This window comes from Shewanella marisflavi, assembly GCF_023283925.1.
GTDB classification, from domain to species: domain Bacteria; phylum Pseudomonadota; class Gammaproteobacteria; order Enterobacterales; family Shewanellaceae; genus Shewanella; species Shewanella marisflavi.
Map to the genome: position 1 here is coordinate 769,518 of NZ_JAKIKX010000001.1, position 18,048 is coordinate 787,565.

Annotated in this window: 9 protein-coding genes; 7 read left to right on the plus strand and 2 right to left on the minus strand. The window is 53.3% G+C overall.

The window, feature by feature from the left end; all coding sequences use genetic code 11:
- Positions 1–9: 9 nt before the first annotated feature.
- A complete protein-coding gene (locus L2712_RS03310; protein WP_248976868.1) occupies positions 10–3,132 on the plus strand; it encodes an efflux RND transporter permease subunit in 3,123 nt (1,040 codons plus the stop codon).
- 58 nt (positions 3,133–3,190) lie between these two features.
- Here the strand turns inward: L2712_RS03310 and cspE are convergent, their stop codons facing one another.
- Together cspE and yiaY are read right to left on the minus strand one after the other, a co-directional pair.
- Positions 3,191–3,400: a transcription antiterminator/RNA stability regulator CspE gene (cspE, locus tag L2712_RS03315; RefSeq protein WP_033538611.1), complete on the minus strand. Its 210-nt coding sequence runs from the start codon at positions 3,398–3,400 to the stop codon at positions 3,191–3,193.
- Positions 3,401–4,088: 688 nt separating this feature from the next.
- Positions 4,089–5,237, minus strand: coding sequence for an L-threonine dehydrogenase (gene yiaY, locus L2712_RS03320; RefSeq protein WP_088905145.1), 1,149 nt, complete (start codon positions 5,235–5,237; stop codon positions 4,089–4,091).
- Positions 5,238–5,761: 524 nt separating this feature from the next.
- Here yiaY and malQ point away from each other — a divergent pair.
- From malQ to L2712_RS03350, 6 genes are all read left to right on the plus strand, one after another.
- Complete coding sequence (gene malQ, locus L2712_RS03325) at positions 5,762–7,981, plus strand: 4-alpha-glucanotransferase (RefSeq protein ID WP_248976869.1); 2,220 nt, start codon at positions 5,762–5,764, stop codon at positions 7,979–7,981.
- Between the two features lie 30 nt (positions 7,982–8,011).
- The gene (glgB, locus tag L2712_RS03330; protein WP_248977062.1) at positions 8,012–10,285 is read left to right on the plus strand and encodes a 1,4-alpha-glucan branching protein GlgB; all 2,274 of its coding nucleotides are present in this window, start codon (positions 8,012–8,014) and stop codon (positions 10,283–10,285) included.
- Positions 10,276–12,456 (plus strand): glycogen debranching protein GlgX, encoded by a 2,181-nt coding sequence (glgX, locus tag L2712_RS03335; protein ID WP_248976870.1) that lies wholly within the window; start codon positions 10,276–10,278, stop codon positions 12,454–12,456. The genes glgB and glgX overlap by 10 nt, the downstream gene beginning before the upstream one ends.
- Positions 12,453–15,029, plus strand: coding sequence for a glycogen/starch/alpha-glucan phosphorylase (locus L2712_RS03340; protein WP_248976871.1), 2,577 nt, complete (start codon positions 12,453–12,455; stop codon positions 15,027–15,029). The genes glgX and L2712_RS03340 overlap by 4 nt, the downstream gene beginning before the upstream one ends.
- 78 nt (positions 15,030–15,107) lie before the next feature.
- On the plus strand, positions 15,108–16,382 hold the full coding sequence (glgC, locus tag L2712_RS03345; RefSeq protein WP_033538607.1) for a glucose-1-phosphate adenylyltransferase: 1,275 nt from the start codon (positions 15,108–15,110) through the stop codon (positions 16,380–16,382).
- Positions 16,375–18,027, plus strand: coding sequence for a glycogen synthase (locus L2712_RS03350; RefSeq protein WP_248976872.1), 1,653 nt, complete (start codon positions 16,375–16,377; stop codon positions 18,025–18,027). Before glgC ends, L2712_RS03350 begins: the two co-directional genes overlap by 8 nt.
- The last annotated feature ends 21 nt before the right edge of the window (positions 18,028–18,048 follow it).

Genomic DNA, 18,048 nt, shown 5'->3' on the forward strand with positions numbered 1-18,048 from the left:
GGAGTCATTATGATCAGTGAGTTTTTTATTCATAGGCCAAAGTTTGCCTTCGTGATCTCGACCGTGTTGACCTTGGTAGGTTTAATCTCTATTCCTATCTTGTCGGTCGCCGAATTTCCTGAGATAGCGCCGCCTCAGGTTAATGTGAGCACTAGCTATTCGGGGGCCAGCGCCGATATTGTCAAAGATACCATAGCTCAGCCAATTGAGGCAGAAGTCAACGGCGTCGAAGGCATGCTCTATATGCAGTCCAAGAGCGCCAACGACGGTAGCTATTCACTTAATGTCACCTTCGATGTGGGCACCGATGCCGATATGGCGCAGGTGAAAGTGCAAAACCGGGTGCAGCAGGCCATGCCCAGACTGCCCGAGGAGGTTAAGCGCCAGGGCGTTAAAGTCGAAAAGCAAAGTCCCAACATTTTAATGGTGGTAAACCTGGTATCACCCAATGAGACCTTTGATTCCCTTTTTATTACTAACTATGCCGGCCTGAACGTTAAAGATGCGCTGGCGAGGCAAAATGGTGTCTCTAAGGTACAGGTGATTGGCGCGCTGGATTACGCCATGCGTATCTGGCTGGATCCTAATAATATGGCCAGCTTTGGCGTGACAGCCAGCGATGTGATTGCCGCCCTGAAAGAGCAAAATATTCAGGTTGCGGCCGGTCGTATCGGCGCCGCGCCTGTGGATCCCGATCAGCAGTTTCAATATACCCTGCAGACTAAGGGACGCCTTAAGGATCCCAAGGAGTTTGGCCGGGTGATGATTCGTGCTAACCCCGATGGCTCTAAGGTGATCGTTTCCGACGTCGCTCGGGTCGAGCTGGGTTCGCAAACCTATGACGCACAGGGCAAGCTGAACAATAAACCGTCGGCCATTATCGCCATCTATCAGGCTCCTGACGCTAATGCGCTGGATGTGGCCGCGGCGATCAAGGACGAGATGGAGAACCTGGCTAGCCGTTTCCCGGACGATCTGGAATACAAGGTGCTCTATGACACCACTGAATTTGTTCAGACTTCAATTACAGAGGTGATTCAGACGCTCTTTATCTCCATCGCTCTGGTTGTCTTTGTGGTGTTTATCTTCCTGCAAGATGGGCGTTCAACCTTAGTGCCAGGCATCGCGATTCCCGTTTCCTTGGTGGGTACCTTTGCGTTTCTTCTGCTCTTTGGCATGAGTATCAATACCGTCTCTTTGTTCGCGTTGATCTTGGCCATTGGTATCGTGGTGGATGACGCCATCGTGGTGGTGGAGAACGTGACCCGTCTGATGCAAGATGAAGGACTCTCGCCAGCAGAAGCGACCTCTAAGGCGATGAAAGAGGTGACAGGACCGATTATCGCCACCACCTTAGTGCTGCTGGCGGTGTTTGCGCCCACGGCTGTGATGCCGGGGATCACGGGGCAGATGTATGCCCAGTTTTCGGTGACCATCTGTATTTCTGTGCTGATCTCCTCGGTCAATGCGCTTACCCTGAGTCCGGCACTGTGTGCCTCCTTGTTGAAGCCGCCCAAGACACATACACAAGGTTTTCACTATCTGTTTAACCGCTATTTCGAGCGCTTTACCGGCAGCTATATGAAGCTGGTTTCCTCTCTGGTGCGTAAATTGGTGTTGGTCGGTGTAGCCTATGTTTGTCTTATCGGCCTGACGGGGGGGATTGCCAAGGTGTTGCCTTCAGGCTTTGTACCCATGGAAGATAAGAAAGCCTTTATGGTGGACATTCAACTACCCGATGGGGCATCGCTCAACCGTACCGAGGAGGTGATGCGTGAGCTGGTAACACAGACGCTTGCCGAGCCCGGGGTTGAAAATGTGATTCATGCCAGTGGCTTTAGTATCTTAACCGGTTCTGTCTCTTCCAACGGTGGTTTGATGATTGTGACCCTGTCCACCTGGGAGGAGCGCAGCTCGCCTGATATGGTCGAGGCCGCTATTGTGGCCAGACTACAGGCAAAATATGCCGCCAATCCTTCGGTGAAGGCGATGGCCTTCTCTCTGCCACCTATTCCCGGGGTGGGGAGCGTCGGTGGCTTTGAGTTTGTGCTGCAAGATACACAAGGACGCTCACCACAGGAGCTGGCTGCCGTGATGCGGGCCTTGATCATGAAGGCCAACGAGCAGAGCGAAATCGCCATGGCATTCAGTAATTTCCGTGCCGATGTACCGCAGATGTTTGTGGATGTGGATCGTGACAAGGCAAAGGCGCTGGGGATCTCATTAAACGAGATCTTCGCGACCATGCAGACCATGCTGGGCTCTATGTATGTCAACGATTTCAATCGGTTTGGTAAGGTATTTAGGGTGATATTGCAAGCTGAAGGGGAGTTTCGAAATTCTGACAAGGATATCGCTAATTTTTATGTGCGCTCCGCCACTGGTGAGATGGTGCCCCTCAGTACCTTGGTTAAGGTGACGCCTATCTTGGGGCCGGATGTGATGAACGCCTACAATATGTTTAGTTCGACCACCATCAATGGTTTCCCTGCGCCCGGTTATAGCTCGGGTGACGCCATTGCTGCGATGGAACGAGCGGCGCAGCAATCTCTGCCTTCGGGCTATAAGTTTGAGTGGACAGGGCAGACTTATCAGGAGATCAAGGCGGGTAACCTGGCGCCGGTGATCTTCGCCTTAGCTCTGGTGTTTACCTACCTGTTCTTGGTGGCGCAATATGAGAGTTGGAGTATTCCCTTTGCGGTGATGTTGGCGGTGCCTATTGCCATCTTAGGGGCTTTCCTCAATATCTTGTTAGTGGGAAGCGAGCTCAACCTCTATGCTCAGATAGGCTTAGTGCTCTTGATCGGCCTGGCCTGTAAAAATGCCATCTTGATCGTCGAGTTTGCCAAGCAACTCAGGGAAGAGGGCAAGAGTATTTTGGATGCGGCAGAAACTGCGGCCAGATTGCGTTTTCGCGCGGTGCTGATGACGGCCTTCTCTTTCTTGCTGGGGGTATTGCCTTTGGTGATTGCCACTGGTGCCGGAGCGGGGAGTCGCCGGGCGTTGGGTTACTCAGTCTTTGGTGGCATGATGGCGGCAACATTGGTAGGTACCCTGTTAGTACCTGTGTTTTATGTGATTATGCAGAGATTGCGTGAACGCTTGAAAGGGGAACATCAGGCGAGCCAGTAGCTAAAATCTGGGCACAAAAAAGGCGACCTAAGGTCGCCTTTTTTCATCAAGCAGTCAATTAAGCTGGAACTACGTTCGTCGCTTGCAAGCCTTTTTGACCCTGTTCAACATCGAAAGAAACCTTTTGGCCTTCGGCTAAGGTTTTGTATCCTTCAGATACGATAGCACGGAAATGTACGAACACGTCTGCGCCGCCATTTGCCTGCTCGATGAAACCAAAACCTTTATCCTCGTTAAACCACTTAACTGTACCAGTTGTATTAGACATATTTGTCCCTTATTTAATTCATTTAAAAACCGCGACGTTGCGGTATGCCGAGCCGTTGAATTATTAAGTATTACGATGAAGCTAAGGGAAAACTGAGGACAAAAATGTAGCAGATTTGACTAAGGTTTTGACTTTTACTTGATACTTTTAACTAATAACCCTGAACAACAGAGCCCGGCTACGATAACACACTTTAGCCATTTACCTAGGGTTTATTTTCATTATCAGAGTGGTTATTTGCTACGTTAAACTTATATCGCAATGCTTTCATTGGCTTATGGTAATAAAAAAGTTACGTCCTTGTTGGTATTGATAGCGAAGCTTAGTGCCATGATTCGTAATAGTTCCCCATAAGACAAAGGCTCGTCGCCCAATTTGGGCAGCGAGCCTTTTAGCTAGCTGAATCTTTGCAGGGAAAAAGCGAGCTGACATCAGTTTATAACAGATGTATCCAAATGGACTAGTCCGAAAGTGTGACGTAAAAAGAGCATTTAGCTATTAGTGCTGATTTTTTATATTTAAAACATCGAAAAAGCTGACTTTTTGCGTCTATTAGTAAACTTAGCTGTATCGGCACGCTTTATTGCGCTTAAAGCCACCATTTGCCATCGCCATTAAAAAGGCCCACCAATGGTGGGCCTTGGCAGAATTTCAGTTTGCAGGGAGAAATTCTAAACCGTTGGACTAGCTATAGTGCGTTAGTAAAGATCTGGCAGATCTCTTCGTGGGTCGCCTGTTTCGGATTCGTCAGGCCGCAGGCATCTTTCAATGCGTTGTCGGCTAATGTTGGAATATCTTCGGCTTTAACGCCCAGCATGGTTAGGTTTTCAGGGATCTTCACCGCGACAGACAGCGCCTTGATTGCTTCGATAGCGGCAGCTGCGCCTTGCTCATCAGTCATTCCGGCAACATCGACCCCCATGGCTTTGGCAACATCCTTTAGACGTGGCGCGGCCACTTGCGCGTTGTAGGCCTGAACGTGTGGCAGCAGCAGGGCATTACAGACACCGTGTGGCAGGTCATAGAAGCCGCCTAACTGGTGGGCCATAGCATGAACATAACCTAAGCTGGCGTTGTTAAAGGCCATACCCGCTAGGAATTGGGCGTAGGCCATCTGATCGCGGGCTTCAAGGCTCTGACCATTTTCTACCGCTTCCACCAGGTTAGCTTTAATCAGCTCAATCGCCTTAATGGCACACGCATCTGTGATAGGGTTGGCCGCGATAGACACATAGGCCTCGATGGCGTGGGTCAGGGCGTCCATACCTGTTGCGGCGGTCAGGCCTGCAGGTTTGAGCAGCATAAGTTCAGGATCATTGACCGACAGTATAGGTGTGGTGTGCTTGTCGACAATGGCCATCTTAATGTGACGCGACTCGTCGGTGATGATGCAAAAACGTGTCATCTCACTGGCGGTACCTGCCGTGGTATTGATGGCAACCAGTGGCAGTTGAGGTTTTGCCGACATATCCAGACCCTCATAGTCTTTGATATTGCCGCCATTAGTCGCGACCAGGGCGATACCCTTGGCGCAGTCATGTGGTGAGCCGCCGCCCAGAGATACCACGAAGTCACAGTCGTTTGCCTTAAGTAGCGCCAGACCCGCCTCGACATTACCTACGGTCGGGTTAGGTTGCACGCCATCGAAGATAGTCGATGTAATACCCGCCGCGCCGAATTTCTCGACGATCTGGCCAACCAGGCCTATCTCTACCAGTGGCTTGTCGGTGACGATCAGCGCACGCTGAAAGCCCAGGGTTTTAATATCACCAATGGCGTCGTCAACTGCATTTTGTCCTAATACGTTAACGGATGGGATAAAAAATTTAGCAGCCATAAAATCACCTTTTTATGCTTAAAGTTAAAAGTTGTTATCTTTTTCTGGTAACTAAAGTACCAATCAGGTTGCTCTAAAGGTGTGATCTATCTCGTAAAAAGGGGTTGGATAGCCTAAAGGATGGCGAGAACTTAGATCTGTACAACTAAAATTGTAAATTTATGACAAATACGAAATTTGATGGATTTTCAGTTTTGAAAATCTATAACTGTGACTTTCAAAGGTTGAAATAAGGTCAATTTACCTGTTCAGCGTTATTTTGGGTTAAACCGGATTGACCAAGATTTGCTGCATCGAATTAGTTCGCTTGCACAATATTTGTGCAAGCATTGCTGTCGATTCATTCATCACTTCCAGGTTACTTTGCGCGAATGTGTGGAGTGTATTCTATTAACTTTATGATTTTTATCGCTTAAAACGCTTCACCTGATTGACATAAATCTGTCGTCAACTTGTTACCTGTGTTTGGCATGTTTACTGCTCAGGATATTAGGGCGGTTTGATGACGTGCAGGGAAATCGGCGATGAGCTTAGATAAGTTACTCTATATGCAGGGCGTGGGCGCAAGCTATACCGACTACTCTGGACGGACAGTGCAGCATAGTTTGACCGATCGTATCGGTATACTGGCCTGCATGTTGAGTACGTGCCAGCAGCCTAAGTTTAACTGTGAAGAACTCAGTCCAGAGGCGTTTGTTCGTGCCAATCAGGACGCCATCAATCAGCGTAATTATGACTTGGATGTCGCGCCATGGCAGCGGCCGCTAGCGCCGTTTCAATATGCCAGCCTGTCGGCGCCAAGTTTTATTATCTCCCTGCCAAGTCATTGGTCGCGGGAGCTTAGGGTGCGTATCATCACTGAGGCGGGCACGCCTATCGAACTGACTATTCCCTTCGCAGATCTTGAGCTGGTCGGTGATTATTTTTACGACTCACATGCCTATTATCGCTATCGTGTCTCGCTAGCCGCCTTTATCAGTGCTGAGCGGCCGCTTCCCATGGGCTATCACAGATTATCCGTCTGCTGCACCGAGACAGGGGCGCAGCCCGTAGATTGGGATAGCGAAGCACACCATGGCACCTTGCTGCTGGCGCCGCCTAAGGCCAAGCAGCTTAGCGAGGGGAGTAAGCCTTGGGGGATCAGCATTGCCCTATATAGCCTGCGCAGTGAGAGCCAGTGGGGGATAGGCGATTTTGGCGATCTTAACAGTCTGATCGCCTGGTTGAGTGATTATGGCTGTGACTTTATTCAACTCAATCCGCTACACGCCTTAGGCGATTCCTTTAATAAGGAGGAGGCCTATATCAGCCCCTATAGCCCCAGTGACAGACGCAGGCTTAACCCGCTCTATATTCATATTGAATCGGTGGCGGAGGCGGACGAGATCACTGCCTTATTACAAACCTGTGCCTTAGATAGAGAGCGGCTTAACCGCGATGACTGGCTCGATTACCCCAAATTAACTCAGCTGAAATACCGTTTGTTTAACGCCCTTTATCGGGTGTTTTGCCGCGATGTGCTCGGCAGTGGCGGAGCGCGTGAAAAGGCCTTTAAGCAGTTTATTGCGCAGGAGGGAGAGGCGCTTTTGAGTTTCTGCGAGCTAGAGGCGACTAAGGCAGAGTCCCATGGGGCAAGTGAGGCGGCAAAGGTAGGTTTTCATCAGTATTTGCAGTTTGTTGCTCACGGCCAGCTTATCGATTGCCAGCGCCATGCCATTGCCGTAGGCATGAGCATAGGGCTGATAGGCGATATGGCGGTAGGTGTGCGCGGCGATGGCGCCGAGGTGAATCATAAAGCTTCACTCTATTGTCAGCAGGCCAGCATAGGCGCACCGCCAGATGATTTTGCGCCCAAAGGGCAAAATTGGGGGCTGACACCGCCCGATCCTATCGCCATGGCTCAGTCTGGCTTTAATCAGTTTATTGCGCTGATCCGCAGCAACATGCGTTATTACGGCGCACTCAGATTAGATCATGTAATGGGGCTTTTGCGACTCTGGTGGTGGCCGAGCCAGCAATCCGATGGCGCTGGCGCCTATGTGTTTTATCCGTTGGATACCTTGTTGGCGATTGTGCGCCTTGAGAGCATGCGCCGCAACTGTGTGGTGATAGGTGAAGACTTAGGCATAGTGCCCGATGAGGTGCGCGCCAAACTCGGCGAGGCGGGGATCTATGCCAACGAGCTCTTCTATTTTTGCCGTCATGGGGACAGCTTTAAGCCGCCCGGTGAACACAAGGTGGCCAGTTTAATGATGCTGGCCAATCATGATGTGCCCAATCTGCAGGCCTGGTGGTCAAAGAGCGACCTGCAACTAAAACGCCAGCTGGGGCTCATCGACAGTGATCAGGCGTTAGCGCAGGCGATTGGTTTGCGAGACGAAGAGCGTCAGCAGCTGCTCAGTTGGCTAACCGTCAATGGCGCCAAGGGGCAGCTAGAGGAAGATTATCTGCAGCTATTGGCCGCCTGGGTTGAGGTGGCGGCGCAGTCTGCTTCAAGCCTCTTTAGCGTGCAGCTGGCGGATCTCTGCTGTGAAAGCCATGGGGTCAATATTCCCGGTACCTGGCAGGAATATGCCAACTGGCAGCGTCGTCTGCCCTACAGCCTGACCAGCTTGAGACAGTCGCCCTCGATTAAACGGTTACTGGGATTGATCGTTCAAGGGCGCACCGCAGAGCAAGCTCAAGCTAAGGCCACATTTCGCCAGGCGGACGAGCAGCTGCGTCAGTCTAATTTCAGCCGATGATACAAACAAGCAAAGGGATAACAGATGACTATGCCGATTATGCCAACACCACTGATTGCGCCAAGTGACATTGAAGCTCTGCTGGCTGCCAACTATGTCGATATCTTTGCCTTGTTGGGCATGCATCCCATTGAGGTGGCTTCTATGGCTAAGGGCAGCAAGACACCTAAAACCCCAGGGGCAAGCATGGTCAAACGTCTGGTGGTGCGCTGTTTCTTGCCCGGCGCGCAGCGAGTCGAGCTGATCGCTGCCCAGGATGGTCGCAAAGTAGCCGAGTTGACCCCATATGGTGACCAGGGCGTCTTTGCCGGGCTGGCAGGACGGCGAGTGAATTCGTTTGCGTACCGCCTCAGAGTGCATTATCCCTTTAGCGTCGAGGAGCGCAGCGACCCTTATCAATATGCCAGCCAGCTCAGTGAGGAGGCCTTATACCTGTTCAGCGAAGGGCGTCAGGAGCAGGCCTATCGTTTCATGGGGGCGAACTGGCGTGAGGTCGATGGTGTTAACGGCGTGCAGTTTTGTGTCTGGGCGCCCAATGCCAAGCGGGTGTCGCTGGTGCACGATGCAATTGATTGGGACGGCAGGCGTCAGGTGATGCGCCATCATCCGGCCAATGGTGTGTGGGAGATCTTTATCCCAGAGATGAAGGCGCTGACCCACTATAAATATGAGATTGTGACTCAAGAGGGTGAGCGGGTCCTTAAGGCCGATCCCTTTGGCCGCGCCATGCAGGGGGCGCCGGGTAATGCCTCTATTGTGCCACCGCAGCTCGATTATGCCTGGCAGGACAAGTCCTGGTTGGCCAAACGCGCCAAGCAGGCGTGGCATGCTGAGCCCGTCTCCATCTATGAGGTGCACCTGGGCTCTTGGCGCCGTCAGGGGGAGAGCGGCGAGCAATATCTCAGCTATATCCAGCTGATTGATGAGCTGATCCCTTATGTCGTCGAGATGGGCTATACCCATGTGCAACTTATGCCACTGAGTGAATACCCCTTCGATGGTTCCTGGGGATACCAACCCGTGGGACTGTATGCACCGACTCACAGGTTTGGTCAGCCCCATGAGCTTAAGGCCTTTGTCGATGCCTGTCATCAGGCCGGCATTGGGGTGATCCTCGATTGGGTGGCGGCGCATTTTCCAAAGGATCCTCACGGCCTGATGCGTTTCGATGGGTCTTGCCTGTATGAACACCAAGATCCCCGTCAGGGGGAGCATCCCGACTGGGATACTCTGATCTACAACTATGGCCGCGGCGAGGTGCAGAGCTATCTGCTTAGCAATGCCCACTACTGGTTGCAGGAGTTTCATCTCGATGGTCTGAGGCTGGATGCTGTCTCATCTATGCTCTACCTCGATTACAGTCGCGAGCCCCATCAGTGGCTGCCCAATGTCCATGGCGGTCGCGAAAATCTCGATGCCATCGCTTTCTTGCAAGATCTCAACACCCGTCTGTACCAAGGATTTCCCGGCATCATGATGATTGCTGAGGAGTCGACCGCCTGGCCCGGTGTTACTAAGCGGGTGGAAGAGGGCGGCCTGGGCTTTGGTTTTAAATGGAACATGGGCTGGATGAATGACAGCCTGAGCTATCTTAGCCGTGACCCCATTTACCGCAGTCATCATCATAATGAGTTGACCTTCAGTCTCATGTATTGCTTCACCGAGCAGTTTATTTTGGCGCTCAGTCATGACGAGGTGGTTCATGGTAAGGGCTCTTTGCTACATAAGATCCCAGGCGATGACTGGCAGAAATTTGCCACTCTAAGAGCCTACCTGGGCTTTATGTGGGGTCATCCAGGTAAGAAGCTGCTCTTTATGGGGGACGATTTTGCCCAGCGAGATGAGTGGGATCATCAACGTAGCCTGGATTGGCATCTGTTAGCCTATGCCCCGCATCAGGGGATGCAGCATTGGGTGAAAGATCTCAATAACCTTTACCGGCAGAGTGTTGCCCTCTATGGCGATGATCATCATGGTGAGGGCTTTCGCTGGCTCGATTGCGACAACGCCAGCGCCGGAGTGCTTAGCTTTATCCGTCAAAGTGGCGATAAGCAATTGGTGTTCATCGTTAATATGACCCCTGAGGTTTACCGCGAGTTTCGTATCGGCCTGCCTCGACCTGGCGATTACCGCGAGCGGCTTAATAGCGACAGTCACTATTACGGTGGTAGCGATGTGGGCAATCAGGGGATGATCCACAGTGAGCCACTTGCCTATCAGGGCCAGGCCCAAAGCGCTTGTATCAGCGTGCCGCCATTGGCTTGTCTGGTGCTGGAGCTTGATGAGAGCGTGTCATGCGACTGACCCAAGGCAAGCCCTATCCCTTAGGAGCCACTCTGGACAGTGACGGGGTTAACTTCGCGCTGTTTTCGGCCCATGCCAGCGCCGTCTATCTTTGTCTGTTTGATGAGGCAGAGACTGAGATAGCCCGTTTTCGTCTGGAGCGTCAGACTCAGCAGATCTGGCATGGCCATGTGTCTGAACTGAAGGCGGGCTGTCGTTATGGCTATCGGGTCGATGGCCCCTATCAGCCACTTATTGGTCATAGATTTAACGTCAACAAGCTGCTGCTCGATCCCTATGCCAAGCAGTTGTCGGGGCCGATCATTGACCACAAATCTCACTATGGTTATCAGTTTGGTCATGAGCTGGAGGATTTAAGCTTCTGCGAGCTGGATAACGCCGCTGAAATGCCCAAGTGTGTGGTGGTTGACCTTGAGGGCTTAGCGCCTATTGCGCCGCTAATGAATCCCGGTGAGCAGCGAGAGAGCCCGCTGTCGCTTAGACGCGGCGTCATCTATGAGTTGCATGTCAAAGGTTTTAGCCAGCAAAACCCAGAGGTGCCAGAGGAAAACAGAGGCCGTTTTGCCGGCCTTGGGGATCCGGCCAGTATTGGCTATCTCAATCACCTTGGGATCACGGCGGTGGAGCTGTTACCTGTGCAGCAGTTTGTCTCTGAGGCTTTCTTGCTGCAGAAGGGACTGACTAACTACTGGGGCTATAACAGCATAGGTTTTTTCGCGCCCCATCATGGCTATCTCAGCAGTATCGCAGCAGCGGGGGGACAACACGGCTTCGCCGGGATCAATGAGTTTCGTGACATGGTCAGCGCCCTGCACCGCGCCGGTATCGAGGTGATACTGGATGTGGTCTACAACCATAGCGCCGAGGGCAACCGCCTGGGGCCAACCTATAGCTTTAAGGGGATCGATAACCTCAGCTATTACCGTTTGCACCCAATTGAGCCACGCTACTACATCAATGATACCGGTTGTGGTAACACCCTGAATCTGTCCCATCCCAGAGTATTGCAGCTGGTGATGGACTCGCTGCGTTATTGGGTTGAGGTGATGGGGGTCGACGGCTTTAGGTTCGATCTGGCCACCACCTTAGGCCGAGAAGAACATGGCTTCGATGTTGGCTCTGGCTTTTTCGATGCCATAGGTCAAGACCCTGTGCTCAGCCAGGTGCGTCTCATCGCCGAGCCCTGGGATATCGGCCCCGGAGGCTATCAGCTGGGACAGTTCCCCATTGGCTGGAGCGAGTGGAATGACAGGTATCGCGATACGGTGCGTCGTTTCTGGCGGGGCGATGCTGGCATGTTGCCCGAGTTTGCGACTCGCTTTCACGGCTCCAGTGACCTGTTTGAACATGCGGGGCGCAAACCCGCTGCCAGCATCAATTTTATCACCAGCCACGACGGCTTTACCCTGATGGATCTGGTGAGCTATCGCCATAAGCATAACCAGGCCAATGGTGAGCAGAATCGTGACGGGCACAACGAAAACTATAGCCACAACTATGGCCATGAAGGGCAGAGCGATGAGGTGGAGCTTAAGTCACTGAGGGCCCGTCAGTGTCGCAACATGCTCACCACACTCTTTATGTCTCAAGGGGTGCCCATGCTGCTGGCTGGTGACGAGGTGGGCCATAGTCAGCACGGCAACAACAACGCCTATTGTCAGGATAACCCCAGTAGTTGGCTCGACTGGCGCAAGGATATCGCCAGCGATGAACTGCTGAGCTTCACCATGAATTTGATCAAGTTGCGCCGCCGTTTTCCCATGCTCTGCCACAGAGACTATATCCACGAGAGCGCCAATTTTGCCTCACCAGGTCTCGACTGGTTCTGCCGTCAGGGAGAGCCCATGACTAAGGCGCATTGGGGCGAGGCACAGACCCGTACCCTGAGCCTGGTGATCAGCGGCGAGCTGGAGGCGCAGACCGGTTGCCGTCAGGCGTTACTCTTGATGTTCAATGCCGACGACAGACCACAGCAGTTCACCCTGCCAAGTCTTGAGGGGATAGTGCAGTGGCAATGCCTGCTCAGCACCCAGGACTGTCCTCAAGATGGTAAGGCCACTAACAGGCAGGGCTTGTTGCAGGGGGCCAGCCTGGTCTTGCAAGACAGAAGCCTGATGATCTATTACGCGCAATTTACTTCAGCGCCCCAAGCGACAGGAGAGTCTAGATGAGTTCAACTAAGACGACTAAGTCAGTTAGGACGAATAAGTCAGTTAGGACCAATAAGCCAGTTAGGACCAGTAAGCCAGAGACCACGAACAAGGCTAGTGAACGTAAGGTGAAAGCGACAAGCACCAGTGATGAGCCGGTGGCGCCCGTCAGTCTCATCTGCGATCCCTGTGAGACCTTAGGAGCCTGCTTTGAGCGCCATATCGATAAGAGTCTGGCCCCCAAGGAGCGGGACGATCAGGAGCTGTTTTATGCGTTTGCGTTGAGCGTAAAAGATCAGATGCTGCCCAAGTGGCGCGCCACCCGCCAGCAGGATCGTGAGGCGGGCAATAAGCGGGTGGCTTATCTGTCGCTTGAGTTTCTTATGGGACGAGCCCTGAGCAATGCCTTGCTGAATCTGGACATGAATCAGGAAACGGAGCAGGTACTGAAGGACTATGCCGTGGCGCTCGAACAATTGGAGGAGCAGGAGCATGATGCTGGCTTGGGCAACGGTGGTCTTGGGCGCTTGGCGGCGTGTTTTCTCGATAGTTGTGCCAGCCTGGATCTCAATGTCACCGGCTATGGCATCAGGTATGAGTACGGCATGTTCGCCCAGAAGCTGTGGGATGGCTATCAGGTAGAGCGTCCCGATCGCTGGCTGCGCGATGGTAATCCCTGGGAGGTGCGTGTGCCCAGCCATAATGTGACCGTGCCTTTCTTCGGTCATACCGAGTCCTATATCGACCGCGATGGTAAGCGCCAATACACCTGGGTGGAGACTCAGGATGTGCTGGCGGTGGCCTATGATATGCCTGTGCCCGGCTACCGTAACGAGCGGATCAATACCCTTAGGTTGTGGAAGTCGGAGGCCACGGACGACTTCGATCTCGAAGAGTTTAACCAAGGGGATTATACCGAGGCGGTTGCCCGTAAAAACTTAGCCGAGCAGATCACTATGGTGCTTTATCCCAATGATGCCAGCGAGAACGGCAAAGAGCTGAGGCTGCGTCAGCAGTACTTTCTCTCCTCTGCCAGCCTGCAGGATCTGCTCAATACCTGGGTGAGTCAGCATGGTGCAGATTTCACCGATTTTGCCCGTCAGCATGTGATGCAGCTTAACGACACTCATCCCAGTGTGGCGATCCCTGAGCTGATGCGCCTCTTGATGGACAAGTATGGCCTGGGCTGGGATCAGGCCTGGACAATCACCAGCCAGACTATGGCCTACACCAACCATACATTGCTGCCCGAGGCGCTGGAGCGTTGGCCGGTGCGCATGTTTGCTCACATGTTGCCCAGGCTGCTGGATATCATCTATGAGATCAACGCCCGTTACCTAGATATGGTGGCTCATCACTGGCCAGGTGACGGCGACAAGCTGCGCGCCATGTCCATTATCGAAGAGGGAGATGAGCCTCATATTCGCATGGCTTATCTGGCGATTGTGGCCAGCTTCTCGGTGAACGGCGTCGCTGGCTTGCATACCCAGTTGTTGACCTCTGGCCTGTTTAAGGACTTCTACGCCCTGTGGCCCGAGAAGTTTAACAACAAGACTAATGGCGTGACCCCAAGGCGCTGGCTGGCCCAGAGCAACCCAGCATTGGCGCAGCTACTCAATAAGCGATTAGGGGAGGGCTGGGTGAAAGATCTTAGTCGGCTCAGCGCCCTCAATGCCTTTACCGATGATAAGGAGCTTATCAAGGCCTGGCAGGCGGCGAAACAGAGTAACAAGCGCCAGTTGGCGGCTCTGGTGAAACAAGAATGCGGCGTGAGCTTTGACCCTAAAATGATGTTTGATGTGCAGGTGAAACGCATTCATGAGTATAAGCGCCAGCTGCTCAATATTTTGCATGTGATCCATCTGTATCACCTGATCCAGCAGGGCAAGCTTACCGATATTACCCCAAGATGTGTGTTGATTGGTGGCAAGGCAGCTCCGGGTTATGCCATGGCCAAGCTGCTGATCAAGCTCGCTAATAATGTGGCCCATATGGTCAACTCAGACCCTCTTGTGACCCCTTACCTGCGCTTTGCTTTCTATCCCAACTATAACGTCAGCGCCATGGAGCGTATCTGCCCAGCGACGGATCTCTCCGAGCAGATCTCCACCGCCGGCAAGGAGGCCTCGGGCACGGGCAACATGAAGTTTATGATGAATGGCGCCCTCACCATAGGCACCTTAGATGGCGCCAATATCGAGATGCTCGAAGAGGTCGGCGAAGATAACTTCTTTCTTTTTGGCCTCACCGCCGACGAGGTGGAGGCGTTGAAACCTCACTACGATCCTCAGCACTTTATCGCCAAGTCTCAGGCGCTAAGCGAGGTGATGAGCCTGCTGGAAAGCGGCCACTTTAATCTGCTTGAGCCGGGGATCTTCGATCCCATCATCGACAGCATTCGCTGTCCCAAGGATCCCTGGATGATCGCCGCCGATTTTGAGTCCTACCGGCTCGCCCAAGTGCAGGCTGCCAAGGCCTATCGAGATCCCCATCATTGGACACAGATGAGCATACGCAATACCGCCGCCAGTGGTCGCTTTTCCAGCGATGTCACCATTGGTCAATACCGAGACGAGATTTGGGGGATAGCCTAATGAAATCTTATAGGGTCAATCGCGCCGCTATGGCGGTCAAACAACAGGTGTGTTTTTTATCTCAAGGAGTGAGTACTTATGCCTAACATGAATCCTAGCCCACGATATATCAGTAACTTAACCCGGGAAACCTATGCATTAATCTTGGCGGGAGGGCGAGGTTCACGTTTACATGAATTGACCGACTGGCGCGCTAAGCCTTCGCTCTATTTCGGCGGCAAGTTCCGCATCATCGATTTTCCGCTGTCGAACTGCATCAACTCGGGCATCCGTCGTATCGGTGTGGTGACGCAGTATAAATCCCATTCCTTGATCCGCCACGTGATGCGCGGCTGGGGGCACTTTAAGAAGGAGCTGGGGGAGTCGGTGGAGATCTTGCCTGCCTCTCAGCGCTACTCTGAAAGCTGGTATAAGGGCACCGCCGATGCCGTGTTCCAGAATATCGACATCATACGCCACGAGCTGCCCAAGTATGTGATGATCCTCTCGGGGGATCATGTGTACCGCATGGACTATGCCGGTTTGCTGGCAGCCCATGCCGAGTCGGGCGCCGACATGACGGTCTCTTGTCTCGAGGTGCCTGTGGCCGAGGCCGCCGGTGCCTTTGGGGTGGTAGAGGTGGATCAGCGGAATAAGATCTTGGGGTTCGAAGAGAAGCCGGAGGTGCCTAAACATCTGCCAGAACAGCCCGAGATGTGCCTGGCCTCCATGGGTAACTATGTGTTTAACACTGAGTTTCTGTTTGAGCAGCTTAAGAAAGATGCCATGAACGAGAACTCAGATCGCGACTTTGGCAAGGATATCATCCCCTCTATCATCGAGGAGCATGAGGTCTACGCCCATCCCTTCAGAAGCGGCTTCACCGACGAGGAGGCTTACTGGCGCGATGTGGGAACCTTGGACTCTTTCTGGCAGGCCAACATGGAGCTGCTGTCACCCACTCCGGCGCTTAACCTCTATGATGCCAAGTGGCCCATCTGGACCTTCCAGGAGCAGATGCCGCCAGCCAAGTTTGTGTTTGACGATGACGATCGCCGCGGCATGGCGGTGGACTCTATCGTTTCAGGTGGCTGTATCATCTCAGGCTCAACCGTGCGGCGCAGCGTGCTGTTTAACGAGGTGCAGGTCTGCTCTTACTCTACGGTGGAAAACTCCGTGGTGCTCCCCGATGTGGTGGTGCTGCGTAACTGTCAGATTAAGAATGCTATCTTAGATCGCGGTTGCATCATTCCAGAGGGGACTGTTATCGGTCATTGCCACGACCATGACAGGGCGCGTGGCTTTAGGGTCTCGGAAGGGGGGATCACCTTAGTGACCCGCGACATGTTGGGGCTACCGGTGGGCTATGAATAAAACGCATGAAGAAGGCGCCATGAAGCGCGTGTTGATGGTTGCCGCCGAAAATGGTGCGCTTAAGGGCGCCAAGGTGGGCGGCATGGCCGATGTGATCCGTGACCTGCCGGCGGCGCTCTATCCACTTGGGGTTTGCAGCGACGTGATCATGCCAAGCTATGGCTTCTTGCATCGTCAGCAGGGAGCCGAGTTTTTGGGGGAGCTGGTGGTGAACTTCTACGGTGAACCTCACTGGCTGGGGCTTTACCGGGCCGTTCATCCGAGTCTGCCTGAAGTGAATCTGTATCTGCTGGATCACCCCCTGTTTGACCAGGGGGGGAAGATCTATACCCCAGGCAGCAGTGAGCGCCCCTTTGCCGAGGATGCCAATAAGTTTGCTCTGTTTGGATTAGGGGTTGGAAAGGCAATAGTCTCAGCGCTTCTGCCTCGGCCCGATTATCTGCACCTGCATGACTGGCATTGTGGCGTGCTGGCGCTGCTGCGCGCCTTTGCCCCCGACTATGAGGCGTTGCGGGCCATTCCGGCTATCTTGTCTATTCATAATCTGGCCATACAGGGGACCCGGCCTTTGTGTCAGGAGCACTCCTCTTTGCAGGCCTGGTTGCCGCAGCTGTTTGACGGCCTTGGTGCTGAGGCGCTGGCTAAGGTGACAGATCCCAGATACCCCCAATGTTTTAACCCGCTACGCGCGGCAATTGTACTTTGCGATCGGGTGCATCTGGTCTCACCCAGTTATGCCCAGGAGGTGCTGCGCCCCTCATCGGCACCTGATGGCTTTGTCGGCGGCGAAGGGCTGGAGGACGATCTCCAGCACAAGCAGCAGGAGGGCGCGCTGTTTGGCATCCTAAATGGCTGCGAATACCCGAGCCAGCCCAGACGAGCAGGTCAGCTAACCAAGCGTCAGGCACTGCTCAAGGGCAGCATAGATACCTTGTTACCCCTCATCGACAGCGCCGAGCGCGCCATTCAAGGTTGGCTGAGCGCCACGCCTTGGGTGCGCAGCGTGGATCAACTGGCGCTGCTTACCCTGGCAAGGTTAAGACGCCAAGCCGAAGGGCAAGATCTTCCCTGCTTATTGCTGACCTCTGTGGGGCGACTGACGGATCAGAAGATGGCGATCCTCTGCTACCGTGATGCTCAGGGGATTAGCACCCTGGAACATCTGCTTAAGATGTTGGCCCAGTATGCGCCTAACGGCTTGGTGGCCATCCTGGGCAGCGGCGATGAGGCGCTCGAGCGGCAACTGGCTGAGCTGGCGGGGCGATATTCAAATCTTCTATTTATCAATGGCTTTGACTTGCCGTTATCGGAAACCCTCTACGAGAAGGGGAACCTGTTTGTTATGCCGAGCTCCTTTGAGCCCTGCGGGATTAGTCAGATGTTGGCGATGCGCGCCGCCCAGCCCTGTTTGGTGCATGGGGTTGGCGGGCTTAAGGATACCGTGATTCACGGCGAGGATGGTTTTGTCTTCTATGGTGATAATCTGGCGGAGCAGGCTAAATCGCTTTTGAGTACGCTTAAAGAGGTGCTGCCTATGATAGGCACCGAACCTTGGCAAGCGATCTGTAAGCGGGCCAGTCAAAAACGTTTTAGCTGGGCGGACTCGGCCAAGGCTTATTGCCAACAGCTCTATCGCCTCTCTTGATAGCGGCTAAGCCATAGAAAA